The sequence below is a fragment of the Streptomyces sp. NPDC052687 genome (assembly GCF_040678395.1).
Taxonomy (GTDB): domain Bacteria; phylum Actinomycetota; class Actinomycetes; order Streptomycetales; family Streptomycetaceae; genus Streptomyces.
This window is the reverse complement of the sequence record NZ_JBFATR010000046.1, coordinates 36,934-54,664: the sequence shown is the minus strand read 5'-3', so window position 1 is coordinate 54,664 and position 17,731 is coordinate 36,934. Positions and strand designations below refer to the sequence as shown.

The 17,731-nt window shown below is 68.8% G+C and carries 11 protein-coding genes and 1 pseudogene; 7 read left to right on the top strand and 5 right to left on the bottom strand.

Going from position 1 to position 17,731, the window contains the following annotated elements; all coding sequences use genetic code 11:
• Positions 1 to 130: 130 nt before the first annotated feature.
• Together AB0K92_RS27505 and AB0K92_RS27500 are read right to left on the bottom strand one after the other, a co-directional pair.
• Complete coding sequence (locus tag AB0K92_RS27505) at positions 131 to 808, bottom strand: TrkA family potassium uptake protein (protein WP_365927154.1); 678 nt, start codon at positions 806 to 808, stop codon at positions 131 to 133.
• Positions 808 to 1,479, bottom strand: a complete 672-nt coding sequence (locus tag AB0K92_RS27500; RefSeq protein WP_166002730.1) for a TrkA family potassium uptake protein — start codon at positions 1,477 to 1,479, stop codon at positions 808 to 810. Before AB0K92_RS27500 ends, AB0K92_RS27505 begins: the two co-directional genes overlap by 1 nt.
• A gap of 415 nt (positions 1,480 to 1,894) precedes the next feature.
• On the opposite strand from AB0K92_RS27500, the gene AB0K92_RS27495 reads away from it, so the two are divergent.
• From AB0K92_RS27495 to AB0K92_RS27480, 4 genes are all read left to right on the top strand, one after another.
• On the top strand, positions 1,895 to 3,949 hold the full coding sequence (locus tag AB0K92_RS27495; RefSeq protein WP_365927152.1) for an APC family permease: 2,055 nt from the start codon (positions 1,895 to 1,897) through the stop codon (positions 3,947 to 3,949).
• 260 nt (positions 3,950 to 4,209) lie between these two features.
• Positions 4,210 to 5,550 carry a TRAM domain-containing protein gene (locus tag AB0K92_RS27490; protein WP_365927150.1) on the top strand — a complete coding sequence of 447 codons (1,341 nt, stop codon included), beginning with the start codon at positions 4,210 to 4,212 and terminating at the stop codon, positions 5,548 to 5,550.
• A gap of 360 nt (positions 5,551 to 5,910) precedes the next feature.
• Positions 5,911 to 6,072: a hypothetical protein gene (locus AB0K92_RS27485; RefSeq protein ID WP_365927148.1), complete on the top strand. Its 162-nt coding sequence runs from the start codon at positions 5,911 to 5,913 to the stop codon at positions 6,070 to 6,072.
• A 267-nt stretch (positions 6,073 to 6,339) separates the two neighbouring features.
• Positions 6,340 to 7,029, top strand: a complete 690-nt coding sequence (locus AB0K92_RS27480; RefSeq protein ID WP_365927146.1) for a DUF6882 domain-containing protein — start codon at positions 6,340 to 6,342, stop codon at positions 7,027 to 7,029.
• Positions 7,030 to 7,077: 48 nt separating this feature from the next.
• Here the strand turns inward: AB0K92_RS27480 and AB0K92_RS27475 are convergent, their stop codons facing one another.
• Both AB0K92_RS27475 and AB0K92_RS27470 read right to left on the bottom strand, forming a co-directional pair.
• Positions 7,078 to 7,626 (bottom strand): SMI1/KNR4 family protein, encoded by a 549-nt coding sequence (locus AB0K92_RS27475; protein ID WP_365927144.1) that lies wholly within the window; start codon positions 7,624 to 7,626, stop codon positions 7,078 to 7,080.
• Between the two features lie 24 nt (positions 7,627 to 7,650).
• Entirely contained in the window at positions 7,651 to 12,390 is a 4,740-nt protein-coding gene (locus tag AB0K92_RS27470) for a DUF6531 domain-containing protein (RefSeq protein ID WP_365927142.1), read from the bottom strand.
• 842 nt (positions 12,391 to 13,232) lie between these two features.
• Between AB0K92_RS27470 and AB0K92_RS27465 the strand changes: the two genes are divergently transcribed.
• Positions 13,233 to 14,003: a transposase gene (locus AB0K92_RS27465; RefSeq protein WP_365927140.1), complete on the top strand. Its 771-nt coding sequence runs from the start codon at positions 13,233 to 13,235 to the stop codon at positions 14,001 to 14,003.
• Positions 14,004 to 14,030: 27 nt separating this feature from the next.
• Here the strand turns inward: AB0K92_RS27465 and AB0K92_RS27460 are convergent, their stop codons facing one another.
• On the bottom strand, positions 14,031 to 14,555 hold the full coding sequence (locus tag AB0K92_RS27460; RefSeq protein ID WP_365927138.1) for an Imm21 family immunity protein: 525 nt from the start codon (positions 14,553 to 14,555) through the stop codon (positions 14,031 to 14,033).
• A gap of 277 nt (positions 14,556 to 14,832) precedes the next feature.
• Between AB0K92_RS27460 and AB0K92_RS27455 the strand changes: the two are divergent.
• Both AB0K92_RS27455 and AB0K92_RS27450 read left to right on the top strand, forming a co-directional pair.
• Positions 14,833 to 16,117: pseudogene (locus AB0K92_RS27455) on the top strand (IS256 family transposase).
• A gap of 1,323 nt (positions 16,118 to 17,440) precedes the next feature.
• Complete coding sequence (locus AB0K92_RS27450) at positions 17,441 to 17,614, top strand: hypothetical protein (RefSeq protein WP_365927136.1); 174 nt, start codon at positions 17,441 to 17,443, stop codon at positions 17,612 to 17,614.
• The last annotated feature ends 117 nt before the right edge of the window (positions 17,615 to 17,731 follow it).

Below are 17,731 nucleotides of genomic sequence, written 5' to 3'. Positions count from 1 at the left end.
CCGGGGCGGGCGTGGGGGGTGCTGGCCGCCGGGGCCCCCGTCAGGCCGGCCCCCCGCCGGGCGCCCCGTCCGGGGGCGGGGGCCGCCCGCTCACCCCCGGCCCCCCCTCTCGCCATAACCTCTGTGCCGCTCAGCCCGTCGTGTCGTCCCGGCGCACCGACAGCAGGTCCTCCAGCTGTTCCTCCCGCGCCTGCGCGGCGACGAACAGCAGCTCGTCGCCCGCCTCCAGGGAGTCCTCCTGGGTGGGGGTGAGCACGCGGGTGCCGCGGATGATGGTGACCAGGGAGGTGTCCTCGGGCCACTCGACGTCGCCGACCTGGGTGCCGGCCAGGGCCGACTCCTCGGGGAGGGTCAGTTCGACGAGGTTGGCGTCGCCGTGGCTGAAGCGCAGCAGCCGGACCAGGTCACCGACGCTCACCGCCTCCTCGACCAGGGCCGACATCAGCCGCGGCGTGGAGACGGCGACGTCCACGCCCCAGGCCTCGTTGAACAGCCACTCGTTCTTCGGGTTGTTGACCCGGGCGACGACGCGCGGAACGCCGTACTCCGTCTTCGCCAGCAGCGAGACGACCAGGTTGACCTTGTCGTCACCGGTCGCGGCGATGACGACGTTGCAGCGCTGGAGCGCCGCCTCGTCCAGGGACGTGATCTCGCAGGCGTCGGCCAGCAGCCACTCCGCCTGGGGCACGCGCTCGACCGAGATCGCGGTCGGCGCCTTGTCGATCAGCAGGACCTCGTGGCCGTTCTCCAGCAGCTCGCCCGCGATCGAGCGGCCCACCGCGCCGGCACCGGCAATGGCGACCCTCATCAGTGACCGCCCTCCGTCTCGGGACCCTGGGCGAACGCCGCCTCGACCTTCTCGACCTCGTCCGTGCGCATCATCACATGCACCAGGTCACCCTCCTGGAGGACCGTCTGCGAGGTGGGCAGGATCGCCTCGCCGAGCCGGGTGAGGAACGCCACCCGCACCCCGGTCTCCTCCTGCAGCCTGCTGATCTTGTGCCCGACCCAGGCGGCCGACGCGTGCACCTCGGCGAGCTGGACGCCGCCGGTCGGATCGCGCCACAGCGGCTCCGAACCGGACGGCAGCAGCCGGCGCAGCATCTGGTCCGCGGTCCAGCGGACCGTGGCGACCGTCGGGATGCCCAGGCGCTGGTAGACCTCGGCGCGGCGGGGGTCGTAGATACGGGCCGCGACGTTCTCCACGCCGAACATCTCGCGGGCGACCCGCGCGGCGATGATGTTGGAGTTGTCGCCGCTGGAGACGGCGGCGAAGGCGCCGGCCTCCTCGATGCCCGCCTCGCGCAGGGTGTCCTGGTCGAAGCCGACCCCGGTGACCCGGCGGCCACCGAACGAGGAGCCCAGCCGTCGGAAGGCGGTGGGGTCCTGGTCGATCACGGCGACCGTGTGCCCCTGTTGCTCCAGGGTCTGCGCGAGAGCGGAACCCACTCTGCCGCAGCCCATGATGACGATGTGCACGACCGTCCTTCCGATGTCAAGAGTTGTTGCTGACCTGGCTGTAACAGGGTCTCAGACCGCCGACCAAGCTACACACGCGCGGTCGGCGGAGGGCACCCCCGTGCACGGTTCGCGCTGAGGTCAGCGGCGGCTGATGCTCCAGACGCTCACCACGGTGAGGATTCCGAGGCCGATGAGTGCGGCGGTGGCGCCGAGCAGTTCCGCGGTGCTGGACATGGGTCCTCCGGAGACCGTCAAGAAATCGTTAGGGTTTGGCGAAGCGATGACAGCGGCGAGGGCAGGCGTTTTGTCATATAGGCATGGATGACGCCCCTGCTGTCGCAGGTGAGGGCGTGCCCCTGGCCGATTTCACTCGCCGGGCAGATGGGGGTGGCAGGTGGGCGGCCCCCAGTTCGAAGGCTTACGATCCTCTGTTGTGTCCAAACTGACCGACGTGCCCAAACGCATCCTCATCGGGCGCGCTCTGCGCAGCGACCGGCTGGGCGAAACGCTCCTGCCGAAGCGCATCGCACTCCCCGTCTTCGCCTCCGACCCGCTCTCCTCCGTGGCGTACGCGCCGGGGGAGGTGCTGCTGGTCCTGTCCATCGCGGGCGTGTCGGCCTACCACTTCAGCCCCTGGATCGCGGCCGCCGTGGTCGTGCTCATGTTCACGGTCGTCGCCTCCTACCGGCAGAACGTGCACGCCTACCCCAGCGGCGGCGGCGACTACGAGGTGGCGACCACCAACCTCGGCCCGAAGGCCGGCCTGACCGTCGCCAGCGCCCTGCTGGTCGACTACGTCCTCACCGTCGCCGTCTCCATCTCCTCCGGCATCGAGAACCTCGGCTCCGCGATCCCCTTCGTCGTCGAGCACAAGGTGTTCTGCGCGATGGCCGTGATTGTGCTGCTCACGCTGATGAACCTGCGCGGTGTGAAGGAGTCCGGCTCGCTCTTCGCGATCCCGACGTACGTCTTCGTCGCCGGCGTCTTCATCATGATCGCGTGGGGCGCCTTCCGCGGGCTGGTGCTGGACGAGACCATGCGGGCGCCGACCGCCGGATACGAGATCAAACCCGAGCACGAGGGACTGGCCGGTTTCGCCCTGGTCTTCCTGCTGCTGCGGGCCTTCTCCTCCGGCTGCGCCGCGCTCACCGGCGTCGAGGCGATCTCCAACGGCGTGCCCGCCTTCCGCAAGCCCAAGTCGAAGAACGCGGCGACCACGCTCGCGCTGATGGGCCTGCTCGCGGTCACCATGTTCTGCGGGATCATCGGCCTGGCCATGGTCTCCAAGGTCCGGATGGCCGAGAACCCGACCCACGACCTGTACGACAACGGCGTCCCGGTCGGCCCGGACTACGTCCAGCACCCGGTCATCTCCCAGGTCGCCGAGGCGGTCTTCGGCGCGGGCAGCTTCCCGTTCCTCGTGCTGGCCGCGGCCACCGCGCTGGTGCTGTTCCTCGCCGCGAACACCGCGTACAACGGCTTCCCGGTCCTCGGCTCGATCCTCGCCCAGGACCGCTACCTGCCGCGCCAGCTGCACACCCGCGGCGACCGGCTCGCCTTCTCCAACGGCATCGTGCTGCTGGCCGGCGCGGCCGCCCTGCTGGTGTGGATCTACGCCGCCGACTCCACGCGGCTGATCCAGCTCTACATCGTCGGCGTGTTCGTGTCCTTCACGCTCAGCCAGACCGGCATGGTCCGGCACTGGAACCGCCACCTGGCCACCGAGAAGGACCCCGCCAAGCGCCGCCACATGATCCGCTCCCGGGCGATCAACGCCTTCGGCGCCTTCTTCACCTTCACCGTGCTGGTCGTCGTCCTCGTCACCAAGTTCAGCCACGGCGCCTGGGTCGCGCTGCTCGGCATGGTGATCTTCTACGTGACGATGACCGCGATCCGCCGCCACTACGACCACGTCGCCAAGGAACTCGCCGCCCCCGACGGCCCCACCGACGACAGCGTCCGCCCCTCCCGGGTCCACTCGGTGGTCCTGGTCTCCAAGATCCACCGCCCGGCCCTGCGCGCCCTCGCCTACGCCAAGCTGATGCGCTCGGACAGCCTGGAGGCGCTCAGCGTCAACGTGGACCCGGCCGAGACCAAGGCGCTGCGCGAGGAATGGGAGCGGCGCGGGATCGACGTACCGCTGAAGGTGCTGGACTCGCCGTACCGCGAGATCACCCGGCCCATCATCGAGTACGTCAAGAGCCTGCGCCGGGAGTCGCCGCGCGACGCCGTGTCCGTGATCATCCCCGAGTACGTCGTCGGCCACTGGTACGAGCACCTGCTGCACAACCAGAGCGCGCTGCGCCTCAAGGGCCGGCTGCTGTTCACACCGGGCGTGATGGTGACGTCGGTGCCGTACCAGCTCGCCTCGTCCGAGGTGGCGAAGAAGCGCGCCCGCAAGCAGCAGGAGTGGAACGCCCCCGGCTCGGTCCGGCGCGGCCCCGCGCAGGAGCGCGCGCCGAAGGAGACGGGCGCCGAGCGGCACTGAGCGCGGGGCGGGCGGCGGGGCCGCGGGGGGCGGGCCGCTGTGCGGGCGGCGGGGGCGGCGGGGGACGGCCCGCTGTACGGGCGGCGGGGCCGGCGGGGGACGGCCCGCTGTACGGATGGCGCGGGACTGACCGGTGTGCGGACGCCGCGGACGGCGTGGGACCGACCGCTGTGGGGACGACGTAGACTGGTGGGCTGTTGTCCGGCTTTGGACCGGCCCCGCGCGGGCCGTCCCCGTCCCCGATCTGGAGTCACCCCGCCATGCAGGCAGAACCGAAGAAATCGCAGGCGGGGTCCCTGGTCGGCGAGGAGTACGAGGTCGAGGTCGGGCCCGTCGCGCACGGCGGGCACTGCATCGCCCGCACCGACGCCGGCCAGGTCCTCTTCGTCCGGCACGCGCTGCCCGGCGAGCGGGTCGTGGCGCGGGTCACCGAGGGCGAGGAAGGCGCGCGGTTCCTGCGCGCGGACGCGGTCGAGATCCTGGACGCCTCCAAGGACCGTATCGAGGCCCCCTGCCCCTTCGCCGGGCCCGGCCGCTGCGGCGGCTGCGACTGGCAGCACGCCAAGCCGGGCGCGCAGCGCCGCATGAAGGGCGAGGTCGTCGCGGAGCAGCTGAGGCGGCTCGCGGGCCTGACGCCCGAGGAGGCCGGCTGGGACGGCACGGTCATGCCTGCCGAGGGCGACAAGGTGCCCGCGGGACAGGTTCCGCAGTGGCGCACGCGCGTGCAGTACGCCGTGGACGCCGAGGGCCACGCGGGCCTGCGCAAGCACCGCTCGCACGAGGTGCAGCGCATCGACCACTGCATGATCGCCGCGGCGGGCGTCAGCGAGCTGGGGATCGAGAAGCGGGACTGGACCGGCATGGAGTCGGTCGAGGCCATCGCGGCGACCGGCTCGCAGGACCGCCAGGTGATTCTCACGCCGAAGCCCGGTGCGCGCCTGCCGATCGTCGAGCTCGACCGCCCGGTGTCCGTGATGCGCGTGGGGGAGAAGGACGGCGGTGTGCACCGCGTGCACGGCCGCCCGTTCGTCCGCGAGCGCGCGGACGGCCGGACCTACCGGGTCGGCAGCGGCGGCTTCTGGCAGGTCCACCCGAAGGCGGCCGAGACCCTGGTCACGGCCGTGATGCAGGGCCTGCTGCCGCGCAAGGGCGAGATGGCGCTCGACCTCTACTGCGGCGTCGGCCTGTTCGCCGGCGCGCTCGCCGACCGGGTCGGCGAGACGGGCGCGGTCCTCGGCATCGAGTCCGGCAAGCGCGCCGTCGAGGACGCGCGGCACAACCTCGCCGACTTCCCGCGGGTCCGCGTCGAACAGGGCAAGGTCGAGTCCGTCCTCCCGCGCACCGGCATCACCGAGGTCGACCTCATCGTCCTCGACCCGCCCCGCGCGGGCGCCGGCCGCAAGACGGTCGCCCACCTCGCGTCCCTGGGCGCCCGCCGCATCGCGTACGTCGCGTGCGACCCGGCGGCACTGGCGCGGGACATCGCGTACTTCCGGGACGGGGGGTACCGGGTGCGGACGCTGCGGGTGTTCGATCTGTTTCCGATGACGCATCACGTGGAGTGCGTGGCGATTCTGGAGCCTGCCCAAAAAGCAATCTGACCTGCGGTTTTCTCGTATTCTTCAGATGCGGCCGACGGTGCTCGACCTGTTTTCCGAAGTTCACCGCGTGGAGCATGTTGTACGTTCCCGCCACGTGTCTCACCTGCGGTTTCGCAGCCGGGGTGTGGGTCCAGAACGGTCTGCCTCAACTCCGTGAGAGATGAGTTCGGGAAATGTCTTGACGCTCGGTCGACGCTGTTTCTGACGGAGCGTGAGGTGGTCGTCCTGGATCAGATAGCGCGGGTCAATCGACTTGAGGCGGCGACTGAGGCGGCGGTCGAGCGACTCGGCAGCCGGTTCGCGTGACTGGACGGTCAAGTAGGGCACGCGCTGAGACGTACCCGAGATCACGCGGGGAATTTGTCGCGCGACCGTCTCCAGGGACTCTCGGAGATCGTGCAGAAGGCCGAGGATCTCGGCGTCACGGACGTACGCATTCTGATGAGGGGACGGGAACTCCTCGTCGCCCACAACGGCAGTCCCGTACGGTTGCCGGACGTTCTGGCCCTGGCGCTGCCCTAGTTGACGAGCAAGGCTCTCGTAGCACGTCTCTGACCCCACCACTGCGTAGGCATCTCCCGCACGAGATACCTCAACGGATCGTTCCGAAGAGCCGGTGGTGGGTCTTGCTCGTACAGCAGGTGAGAGACCTCCTGGCAGACGAACTGCGTGAGGCCACGGAGGGTCACCCCAGGTGCTCCCAGCCGATCGAGTTCTCGACGACTTCCACTGTGACTGTCTCACGCAGGGCCTCGAAGCGGTCGCCGTGGAACCCCCTAGAGTTGGGTCATGGCGAGTGAATTCAGCGATGCCTTCCTCCGCGAGGCCGAGCGGCATGCCGCATGGGGCGCTGTCCAATTGGAGACTCTGACCGCGTTTCTGCCTGAGGGGCCCTGGACCGCCGACCTGGAGGCATGCCTGTACCGGCAGGGAGACCTGGTGCTGCGCGTGGGTGTGCTGGGGACGTACGACACCTCGGAGCAGTCCTGGATGTGGGGCTGGGCGAACCCGGGGCTCCAGGACACGGAGGTGGTCTCCCTGGCCGCCACCGTCGAGCGGTACGGGCGGGCGCGCGGTATCACCGAGCTGACCGAGGAGGTCCTGGACCTATCCGGTTTCCCCGATCCGCGCTGGGCCGCCGAGACGCTCGCCTTCACCGGCATGGGGGTGGCCGATGCACCCGGATACATCGGCGCCCCGGCGGGACCGGCTACTCAGGTGTACTTCCTGCCGGACGACCCCCAGGTGCCGCGCGCCGGCCTGGACGCGGTCGCCCTGCCGCGGACGCTGCTCACCGGCGCGCAGCTGATCGGGCATTCGGCTCGGCACGTAGTCAGCGGGTACTTCGACCACCACGGCGTCCCGCACCGTACGGAGGGTGACCGGATCGTCGCCGAACTGCCCGGTGGCGGGGCGGTCGAGGTCACCTTCGACGCCGCCGGGCGGATCGCGGGCGTGGAGGCCGGGATCCGTCCTTGAGCCGGGCGTCGCGGGCCCCGGCCGCCGGGACCCGCCAGCCGGGGTCCCTCAGTCCCCCTCGTCGAGGATCTCGTCGTTGGAGTCGAACTGATGGCTGTCGGCGGGCAGGTCGGGGAAGTACGAGCTCTCGGACTCTCCCGTCAGGACGGCCAGGAGAAAGGAGGCGCACTGAGTGGCGTGGTGCTCCCACTCGGGACCGCGCCCCTCGTTGAACAGCACGGTCCACTCGTCCGGGCTCTGCCCCGGTCCGGCGAGCCAGTAGAGCATCGCTCCGCTGTCCTCGATGGAGGCCCAGGGCAGGATCCGCGTACCCGGCCCGTCGAGTTCCGCCGGTTTGGGCTCGGACTGCCACAGCCGGGCCAGCACCTCCTCCCGTTCCGCGGACTGGGCCACGAGGTTGTAGTCCTCGTCAGGGCACTGCGGGTCGAACAGCCATACCGTCTCGTCGAAGACGCCGCCCCCGTAGACCTCGACCAGTTCCTTGTAGTCCTCCGGCAACTGCGTGCCGAGGACCCGTTCGACAGCGTTCCAGTCACGGGTCCGCCGGGGGCTGCCCGGCGGAACGATCTCGATGAGCCTGGCTACCGCGGGATGCATGAGGCGCTTGTCTCCTTGGAGGCGTCATATCCGTTTGGGGACGTTCAGGATAGTGACGATGTTCGTGGTGCTGCCGCCCTCGTAGGGAGTGAAGGCGAATCCCTTGTTGCCTCGGGCCTCTATCGTCAGCCCCAGCGGAATGACGTCGGTGGGGTCGTTCGTGCGGTAGATGGGCGTGACGGTGTACTCGATGGTCTCACCGCGCTTGTCGACCGCTTCCCTGATCTGGTCCTCGATCTTCCGCATGACCGGTGAATTGGCGAACCGGTGCATGGTGACGAAGTTTCGGGGGTCCCGGTTGGAGCCGCCGATCTGCGCGCCGAGCAAGTGGGTCTTGTTGAGCTTCTTGTACTTCTGGTAACCGGGCACATTCACCCGGGGGTCAGTCTTGCCGCCGGTCATCTCGGACTCGATCGTCGCGCGCATGGTGGTGGCGCGGCCTCCGGGACCGGGCGCACCGTAGCGGACCCGGCCTCCCCACGTGACGTCGTTCTCGTCACAGGGAGTGAGACCCAGCGGATCGGACAGCGTGTGCGGGTTGTCGACGTAGGTGAAGGGGTTCGGTGCGGGGGCCAGACCGAGGGGGTCCGAAGTGAGGTAGCGCGCGGTTTCCGGGTCGTAATGGCGGAAGTAGTTGTGGTGCAGTCCCGTCTCGGGGTCGTAGTACTGCCCCGGGAACCTGAGCGGCGTGTAGGCGGTGGCGTCGTGATTCCAGGTCGTTGAGCCCCAGAGGGTCGTGCGGGTGCGCCACGCGATCCTGCCCTCCTCGTCGACGAGTTCGGTCGGAGTGCCGATCTGGTCTGTGACGATGGCGAAGAAGCGCTGGTCGATGATGTCCTGCGGAGCGTCCGCAAGGGACTTGGTCTCGGTCTGCGCGATAGGTGCCTGACCGTCGTGGTCCCAGGTGAGCGTGACCAGTTCGGCCGCGCCACTGACCCGGGTGGTCTGCTCGACCAGCGTGGAACCGTCCCAGACGAACCGGGTTTCCTCGGCGATGTCGCCGTCCGTGGACAGACGCTGTTTCGCGATGCGCCTCCCGAGAGGGTCGTACAGGTACCTCCAGCAAGTGCCGTCCGGGGTGACGACGGAGATGAGCCGGTCCTCGGCGTCCCAGGTGTAACGCCAGGTGTCGGGCTTGCGGGAGAGACGTTTGACCTGCCGGACCACGCACCGGCCGGCGGCATCGTGCTCGTAGCGCACGTTGCCGGCGCTGATCAGGCGCGTTCCGGCGTAGCTGCGCGTTCCTCGCGCCTGGCTGCCGGGATGCTTCTCCGGCCAGGTCGCCCGCGTCTGGTTGCCGGTTTCGTCGTAAGCGTAGCTCTCACTCCAGCGTCCGGCCTCGACGGCGCTGACCCGTCCCGCCCGGTCCAGGTGGAACGAGCGTCGGCCGGCGTCCCGGTCGGTGATGCCGGTCAGGAGCCCGTCATGACGGTAGGTGTAGCTGCGCTGGATGGACGGCTGCGCGGTGCCGTGGACGGTGAGTGTCTGGTCGCTGAGGCTGCCGGCGGGATTCCAGGCGAAGGCAAGGGTGAAGCGGTCACCGAGGTGCCGCAGTACCTCCCGCCCCGCCGCGTCGTGCTCGAAGGAGAGGATACGGCCCGAAAGCGACAGCTCGGCGTAGTGGCCGGACGCGTCGTAGCGGTACGCCGTCTCGACGCCCCGGGGTGTCCTGCGGAGTGTCCGGCGCCCCGAGGCGTCGCAGGCCGTGGTCAGCGTCCGGCCGTCGATGGTCTCCGCGATGACACGCCCCGCCTCGTCGTACGCATAGGCCAGAGTCGTCCCGTCGGGGCCGGTTGCCGAGAGGAGTCGCCCGCACGCGTCGTTCCGGAAGACGGTCCTGCGCCCGTCGACGACCTTCTCGACGAGTTGGCCGGAAGCGTCGTAGCGGTAACCGACGGTCTGCCCCGCTGCGTTGATCCGCGCGGTCAGGTCGCCCGCCGCGTCGTAGTGGTATGTCGTCTCGTGCCCGTCGAAATCGCTCTCCTTCACCAGTTGTCCGGCGGCGTCGTAGACATACCTCCAGACGAGTCCCTGGGGGTTGAGCACCTCCGTCAGCCGGCGCTCGGTGTCATAGCGGTACCGGTATTCCACGCCGTCCGGGGCGATACGAGCGACCAGCAGGTCGAAGGGGCCGTGGACCAGCCGTGTACGCCCCCCGACAGCATCGGTGTGGCCGGTGCAGTTGCCCTCTCCGTCATACGACCAGACTTCGGTGGCGCCGTTGGCCGCGGTACGTTCCCGCAGCCGGCCCTCGGCGTCCCACACGAGCGTGGTGGTCGCCCCGAGCGGGTCGGTGATGCGCGTCGGGCGCCCGAAGGTGTCCCGCAGATAGCGGGTGCGGTTCCCCTGCGCGTCTTCCACGACGGTGGCCAGGCCCGCCGGGTCGGTGTCGAAACGGAGGGTGTCGCCCGCGGGACCGCTGACCGTGGCGACGGCGCCCGTGGAATGGTGGGTGAACAGGTGAACCGATCCGTCCGGTGCGGTCAGGACGGTGCAGTTGCCCCGTGAGTCGAAGTCCTGGACGTACGTGGCCCCCTGCGGATCGGTGATGCGGACCGGCAGGTGCAACGCGTTGTAGGTGACGTGGCTGCTCGTGCCGTCGGGAGCCGTGACCGAAACCAGGTCGCCCGCGTCGTCCCACGTCCAGCGGACGGTACGACCCAGGGGGTCGGTGCGGGAGAGCAGGCGGTCGTGGCGGTCCCAGGTTTGGGTGGTGGTGTGCCCGAGCGGGTCGGTGATCGCGACGATCTGCCCACGCCGGTTGGCGCGGTAGATCGTGGTGTTGCCGAGTGAATCGGTGTACGTGGCGGTGCTTGTGCCGTCGGCCTGGCGCTCGCCGTAGGTCAGGCGGGAGTTGAGGATGCCGTCGGTCCCGCGGGTCTCGATCACCCGTCCGCCGGCATCGTAGACGTACGTGAACTCGGTGTCGTTGGAGTCCCGCCACGCCGTCACGCGGTGGGCGCCGTCGTAGGTGAACCGCGTGGGCGCGTTGACCGCGTTGCGGACTTCGTCCAGGCTCCCGGTCTCGGCGTCGTAGCCGAAGGCGCGCAGGCGTACCGGGTCGTCGTCGGTGAGGGCCCACAGCGCGGTGACGCGCTGGTGGTCGTCGTGGTCGACACGTATGCGGTAACCACCGCTGTGGGTGACGGCGAGCGGCACACCGTCCTCGTCACGTTCGATGGAGATGCGGTTGCCGTTGCGGTCCTCGATGCCGACCAGCCACCACGGTCCGCCGTGCGCGGTGCCGGCTTCGAACTGGCGCGTGAGTCCTGAGTATGGGTCCTCCACCGTGAGGACGTAACCGCTGCCGCGGCTCACATAGGTCAGCGGGAGGTGGACGCCCTCGGCGGGCCCCACCCGGTCACCGGGCAGGTCGGGCATACGCGGATAGGCGAGCGCGGACCCGTCCTCCCGGTGCCACCAGTATCCGCCCAGAGCGTCGTCCTGCTGAATCCGTTCGTCGAGGGTCGAGGCCCAGGACGGGCCGAAGAAGCGGCCCGCGTCGTAGCCGGAGAGGTGGGTGCGGCGCAGGGTCAGGGGAAGGATGCCGGGCACGTCGGTGTCGGTCTGGGAGAGGACCATCTGCCCGGTGGACATGTCGATCGGGTCGCCGCACAGCGGTCTGTTGTTCAGCTCCCTGGCCTGCTGCGACAGCTTCGAGGAGTCGATCTTCAGGCCGGGGTCGGGCTTGCGGCCGGATGCCGGGGGGCCGTGGTGGCCGGCACCTCCGTCCGACGTGCTGCTGTTGACCTGGACGCTGTTGGCGCGGCGGCCGGCGTCGATGTCGTTGCCCTTGTGGAGGCGGGAGGTGGCCTTCACGCGGTCCGGGACGGTTTCGGAGAGGTGCTTGACGATCTTCTTGACCGCCTTGTCCGAGCCCTTGAGGGCGCCCTCCAGGACCGACTCGAAGGGCGCGGTGAAGGCGTCCTTGCCCTTGGTGCGGCCGAAGTGGCCTTTGGCCCGCTCCAGCGGGGCGGTGACGGCGGTGTGCAGGTCGCCGCCGTGCCGGGAGACCTTGTCGGCGCCGTCCTCGAACTCGACGTGGTCGATGTGCAGGTTGCTGCCGGGTCCGCCGCCCGCGGAAGCCAACACCATCGCCCCGCCGCCGGCCGAGGCGAGCTGCATGCCGCCGCCGTGGCCGTGCCTGCCGGAGCCGCCACCGCCGCCGTTCGTGGGCTCCGGGGGCAGGGAGAACGCGCCCTCGGCCAGGTCCAGGACCGCGTCCTCGACCATCTTCTCCAGCTTGGCGTTGACCGGTTCGGTCAGCCGGGCGACCAGCTCGTCCACGATCCGGTCGGCGGCCTCGTCGACGATCCGCTTGACCACCTGCCGCATCGCTGTGATCTCCGCCGCGCCGAGCAGCGCGGACAGGCCGCCGGTGAAGGCGGCGAGGCCGAGGGAGATGCCCACCGAGGCGGCCATCGCGCCGAGTTCGATCTCCGCCTTGACCTTCAACCCGTAGATGATGTCCGCGACGACGTCGCACGCGTCCGCGAAGAGCCGTGCCAGCTCCGGGATCTTGTCCAGGTGGCCGGCCTTGACGTGCGACCAGTGCTTCTCCATCGCATCGACTGCCCAGCCCTGCGAGGAGGACAGGATGCGTGTCACCGCCTTGTGGGCGTCCCCGCCCTTGCCCTCGAAGTTGTCGGCGAACTCCCGCATGGACGTGGCCATCTCGCGGTAGTCGTCCTCGTCGACGTTCGGGAAGTTGATCCCGATGACGTCGAGGATCTCGTCCAGCCAACCCGGGATCGTGTAGCCCATCCCCCGTGCTCCCCCCGGTTGATCGATCAGGCGTGCTGTCACTCGTGTGGACGAATGGTAGTCAACATGCTTGACGTACTATCAGTTAGTCTCTATGGCTTGCCGAGCTGAGCCTCACGGCTCGGCTGGCCGGGACAGGCTGCGGGAGTGGTGACGGGTGGACGCGGGAGCCGTTCGCCAGCGGGAGCCAGCAGCACCCGTCCGTGTGGGAGGGGGGTTCGCGGGTTGAGGCGGTCGGCGTTCCCGCACTGTGGGATCACAGCCGCACAAGGCAGTAGAGGCGGTGGCCCGCCGACCGTGCCCGGGACGCGAGCGTCGCGAGGTGCCAGAGGCATGCGGCCAGAGAGCCCGGGTCTGCGTCTCTTCCGAACTCCCCGATGCGGATTCGTTGTCGGCGGCGCGGCCGGGAGCGTGGCCGTCCGCTCCAGCGCAGCGATGCCGATGCTGACCAGAAAGACTGCATACCCTCCCGCGAACCATCCCCGCCCGCCGATCGGGAACCGGCGCCCTTTCCTGGACTTCCGGTTGGATGATCTTGACGCCGACCAACACATCAGCGCGGCGTTCTTCCGTCTCGTCGGCGTGGATGACCGACCTCAAGTCCTCCTCTCCGAGGCGGCGCCAAGACAGGCGCAGGCGGCGGTGGGGCAGGCGGTGAGGGTTGGGTTTCCAGCCACTCACCGACCACGAACGACCTCTATGAGCTACTGCAGTGATGCTCCGAGTGGAGCCCGAGCGGCCACTGCAGTTCGCCGTACGACTCACCGCTCAGCGGCCGTGACGCTCGTTTGACGCTCTAAGGGCTGTCCCGTAAGTGATCTTGCCCTGCGATGATCTCGCCCGTGCCACGCGTGATCACGGCGTCTGAGCCGTCCTGGATAGCCCCGTTCACTGGTGTGGCTCCGCGCCAGTTCAACCGGGTGGTGCGTGCCCTGCGGCGGGAAGGCGCCGACGTCGCTCGGCAGGGCCGGCCATGGGGGATTCCGCTGGAGGACCGGGTGCTTCTGGTCGCTGCATACTGGCGCACCAACCTGACACTGCGGCAGCTCGCACTGCTCTTCGGTGTCTCGAAGTCCGCGGCTGGCCGCATCGTCAGGCACGTCGGGCCTCTTCTCGCGTTCCGGCCCCGGAAGCGGTTTCGCAAGGACGCCGTGCTCATCGTGGACGGCACTCTGGTTCCCACTCGCGACCACGCGGTGGCGGAGCGGTCCAAGAACTACCGGTATTCGACGAATCACCAGGTCGTCATCGACGCAGACACCCAACTGGTGGTCGTAGTCGGCCGGCTACTGCCGGGCAACCGCAACGACTGCAAGGCATGGGAGCTATCCGGGGCGAAGGCCGCCGTCGGGAACACCACAGTGATCGCCGACGGAGGCTATCGAGGAACTGGGCTCGTCATCCCACACCGCCGCAACCCTGGGCAGAGCGAACTGCCTGCCTGGAAGGAAGAGCACAACACCTCTCACCGCACGATCCGCGCTCGGGTCGAGCATGCCTTCGCCCGGATGAAGACCTGGAAGATCCTGCGCGACTGCCGCCTCAAAGGCGATGGCGTGCACCACGCGATGCTCGGCATCGCCCATCTGCACAACCTTGAGCGCCGCGACTGACCGCGCCCGGCCCGAAGTACTGTCCGTTCAGGATTCGGCGGGCAGGAGCTGGACCAGTCCGACCCAGTTCCCCTCGTCCACCTTGGTCTGCGTGGCGCGGACCCTCCAGCGGCCGGCGGGCAGTGGAACTGACGCCTCGGCGGGCATCCCCCCATCGGGGTACTCGACGCCCAAGTCGGAGCCCGCTTCGGCGGAGTCCATGAGCACGGCCGGACCGTCCGAGACCCAGGTGCCGCACTCCTCCCACACCGTGGACGGGTCTGCGAGGACAGTGTCCGCCGCGACTCTCAGTCCGGCCTCGGAGTCAGCGGCGCGCCACCGCAGGAACGCTCGGTGCTGGGGCAGATAGCAGCTGGTCGCCGGCTCGTCAGCCAGCACCAGTGCCTGCGCACCGTTCTCGTCGACGGGGATCACACCGGCCAGATCGTCCACCGCGCAGGCCCGGTCGTAGTCGTCTGGGGCGGTGGCGTCTCCCGCCATACGGCCACTCTCCGTACACCCGCCCCAGGAGGCCAGGGCGGAGACGGGGACGACGATCAGAGGGCCGCCCATCGACTCCACCCAGACAAGGGAGGGGCCAGAGGCATCATCTGCAGTGGATGAAGAGGTGATCATGCACGTCAGTGTGCCCTCGCCCACTGACAACGTCCCCGCGCTCATCGGAACCCAGCGCGGGAAAGGCTGAGCGCCTATGGCAAGCAGCAGTAACGGGACAGCCTTCAGGCTCCCGGAAGCGCGTTGGCGGACCCGAAAACCTGGCATGACCTGCACTTCCTTGCGCGGGTTTGTATGGTGATCGGTGTAACTCCCGCGCACGAAGCGGAAGTTGATGACCGACGTGAGTGTCACCGAGACTGAGGGCCGCGCAGAAGAGCCGGCGGCGGGTGTGGATGACGCGCTGGTCGCCCAGCTGGTGGCGCGGGCCCAGGCCGATGGGCTGCGGCTGACCGGCGAAGGAGGTCTGCTGCAGCAGCTGACCAAACGGGTGCTGGAGTCAGCCCTGGAGGGCGAGCTGACCGACCATCTGGGCCACGAGCACGGCGAGAAGTCTGAAGGCGGGCGGGAGAACTACCGCAACGGGCGCCGGGCGAAGACGGTGGTCACCGAGGTCGGCCCGGTCGAGATCGAGGTTCCCCGGGACCGGGCGGGCACGTTCGAGCCGATGCTGGTCAAGAAGCGGCAGCGGCGGCTTGGCGGGATCGACGAGATGGTCTTGTCGCTGTCGGCCAAGGGCCTCACGCACGGGGAGGTCTCCACACACCTCGCCGAGGTCTACGGCACCGAGGTGTCGAAGCAGACCATCTCCACGATCACCGACAGCGTGGTCGCCGGCATGCTGGAATGGCAGAACCGGCCCCTGGACGCGGTGTATCCGGTGGTCTTCATCGACTGTGTGCACGTCAAGGTCCGGGACGGGCAGGTCGCGAACCGTCCTGTCTATATGGCGCTGGCCGTGACCGCCGAGGGCACCCGCGACATTTTGGGCCTGTGGGTCGGCGATGGCGGCGAGGGCGCCAAGTACTGGCTTCAGGTCCTCACCGAGATCAAGAACCGGGGGGTGCGGGACGTCCTGATGCTGGTCTGCGATGGACTGAGCGGACTCCCGGACGCGGTGGCCACCGTCTGGCCTGCGACGATCGTGCAAACGTGTGTCGTTCACCTGCTCCGCAACAGCTTCAAGTACGCGGGCCGCCAGGACTGGGACAAGATCGCCAAGGCCCTCCGCCCGGTCTACACGGCACCGACCGAGCAGGCCGCCATGGAGCGGTTCCTGGGAGTTCTCCGAGGAATGGGGAGCGAAATACCCGGCCATCGTGCGGTTGTGGGAACGTGCCTGGGCGGAGTTCGTCCCCTTCCTCCAGTTCGACGTGGAGATCCGCAAGATCGTGTGCACGACGAACGCAATCGAGAGTGTGAACGCCCGGATCCGCAAGGCCGTCCGCGCCCGCGGGCACTTCCCCACCGAGCAGGCCGCCCTCAAGTGCGTCTACCTCGCGGTCATGAGCCTGGACCCGACCGGGAACGGCGCGAAGCGCTGGACCCGGCGATGGAAGCCGGCCCTCCAAGCCTTCGACATCGCCTTCGACGGCCGCCTCACCGCGACTCAGCAGTAACAATCGACCCACGAGTTACACCACTCGCTGGACACACCCGTTACCGGGAGCGGCGTGGCTGCAACCGCGGTGCCGACTGGTGCCCTCCACCTCGTCACTCGATCGGTGGGCGCGCTGAAAAGGCTCAATGAGATGTGGATCGGCGCCGGTGAGGCGGAGCGAGCGCCCACCGCTGGCTGGGCCTCGTTGGGCGAAGGCCAGCTCATGCCTCGGCCGTGACGCTCGTTTGACGCTCCGGGCGTCTGCAGTGTTCTATGGTTGGGGCTAGGAATGGCTTCTGACCTGGGAATACGTCAGTTCCTCCCCCTTCTGATGTCTTTTCGATGACGTCGCACGTGGAGTGCGTGGCGGTTTTGGAGCCTGCTGCAAAGGGGCTCTGACCTGCGACTTCTTGGGTTTTCCAGATGTGGTCGGTGGTGCTCGACCTGTTTCCAGAGGTTCACCGCGTGGAGCATGTTTTAGGTTTCCGCCACGTGGCTCACCTGCGGTTTCGCAGCGGGGGGTGGGTCCAGAACGCTCTGCCTCAACTCCGTAAGAGACGGGTTCGGGAAACGTATCGACGCTCGTTCGACGCTGTTTGTGACGGAGCTTTAGGTGGTCGTCCTGGATCAGATAGGGCGGGTCAATCGACTTGTCGGGCTTAACCCGTCGAGCAGCGCGTTAGGGATGTTCTCTGGGCTCGGGCCATACGGCGACAGATCTCGGGTTTGTCGGTGCCGGCTGAAAAGTGGACCAGTGCCGACGCTTGGCTTCTAAGTGGATTCGCATGATCGTCGCAACATTGCAGGCTCAGAGTGCCAGAGCTGCGGCGAATGCGGGGGGTCTGCCAATTCAGTGTTCTGCGGGGTCGGCTGTTGAGCCGGCGCTCGATGGAGCGGAGCTCGTCCGCAGTGTGCAGGGACAGGTTTGTGCACTTGGGAAGGTACTGCCGGATCAAACCGTTCGTGTTTTCATTCATCCCTCGCTCCCAGAAACTGGCGGGGCGTGCGAAGGAGATCCCGTCGCTGAAGTAGGGCGCGAGCTCGTGATGGCGGGCCACCTCAGAGCCCTGATCCTAGGTAAGGCTCCTGCGCGCACGCTCGGGCAGCGTCGACGAGCGTAGCGACGGCGGACTGGCTGCGGGCGCCGACGACGAGGTCGCCCTCCCAGTCGCCGAGACACTCGCGCAGCTCGATGACCGGTTTCTGCAGCGCCTGCGCCGACGGGAGGAAGAGGGCGGCGACAGCACACGCCAGCGCGCCCCTCCACGGGTACGGAGCAGGAAAAGGTGGCTCTGGACGTGGGACGCAGGCACTCGCCACCGACGACGACTGGCTGTGCGACATGCGGGCCCAACGCGGCCTCGGCGCCGACGCGGTGGACGCACTGTCGCAATTCTACGAACTCAAGGCATACAAAGATGCCGAGCCGGACTCCTTCTCGCTGGCCATGGCCAGGGAACTGCGCTGCGAGCAGAACGGCGGACTAGCGGCGAAGCCCGTGCTGGATCCCGCGTAGCCGCCGGCGCTCCAGGGGGCCGTGCCCGGCTCCCCGTACCGGACGGTGCGGGGAGCTCTCCTGGCTCCTGGAGCAGGCCACCGAACCTGGTGAGCCGACCTCGGGGAAAGGCATCGC

Coding starts and splice junctions, on each gene's coding strand:
- AB0K92_RS27505 (WP_365927154.1), bottom strand. CDS start 808: ATGAGGGTCGCCATTGCCGGTGCCGGCGCGGTGGGCCGCTCGATCGCG.
- AB0K92_RS27490 (WP_365927150.1), top strand. CDS start 4,210: ATGCAGGCAGAACCGAAGAAATCGCAGGCGGGGTCCCTGGTCGGCGAG.
- AB0K92_RS27480 (WP_365927146.1), top strand. CDS start 6,340: ATGGCGAGTGAATTCAGCGATGCCTTCCTCCGCGAGGCCGAGCGGCAT.
- AB0K92_RS27475 (WP_365927144.1), bottom strand. CDS start 7,626: ATGCATCCCGCGGTAGCCAGGCTCATCGAGATCGTTCCGCCGGGCAGC.
- AB0K92_RS27470 (WP_365927142.1), bottom strand. CDS start 12,390: ATGGGCTACACGATCCCGGGTTGGCTGGACGAGATCCTCGACGTCATC.
- AB0K92_RS27460 (WP_365927138.1), bottom strand. CDS start 14,555: ATGGGCGGCCCTCTGATCGTCGTCCCCGTCTCCGCCCTGGCCTCCTGG.
- AB0K92_RS27450 (WP_365927136.1), top strand. CDS start 17,441: ATGCGGGCCCAACGCGGCCTCGGCGCCGACGCGGTGGACGCACTGTCG.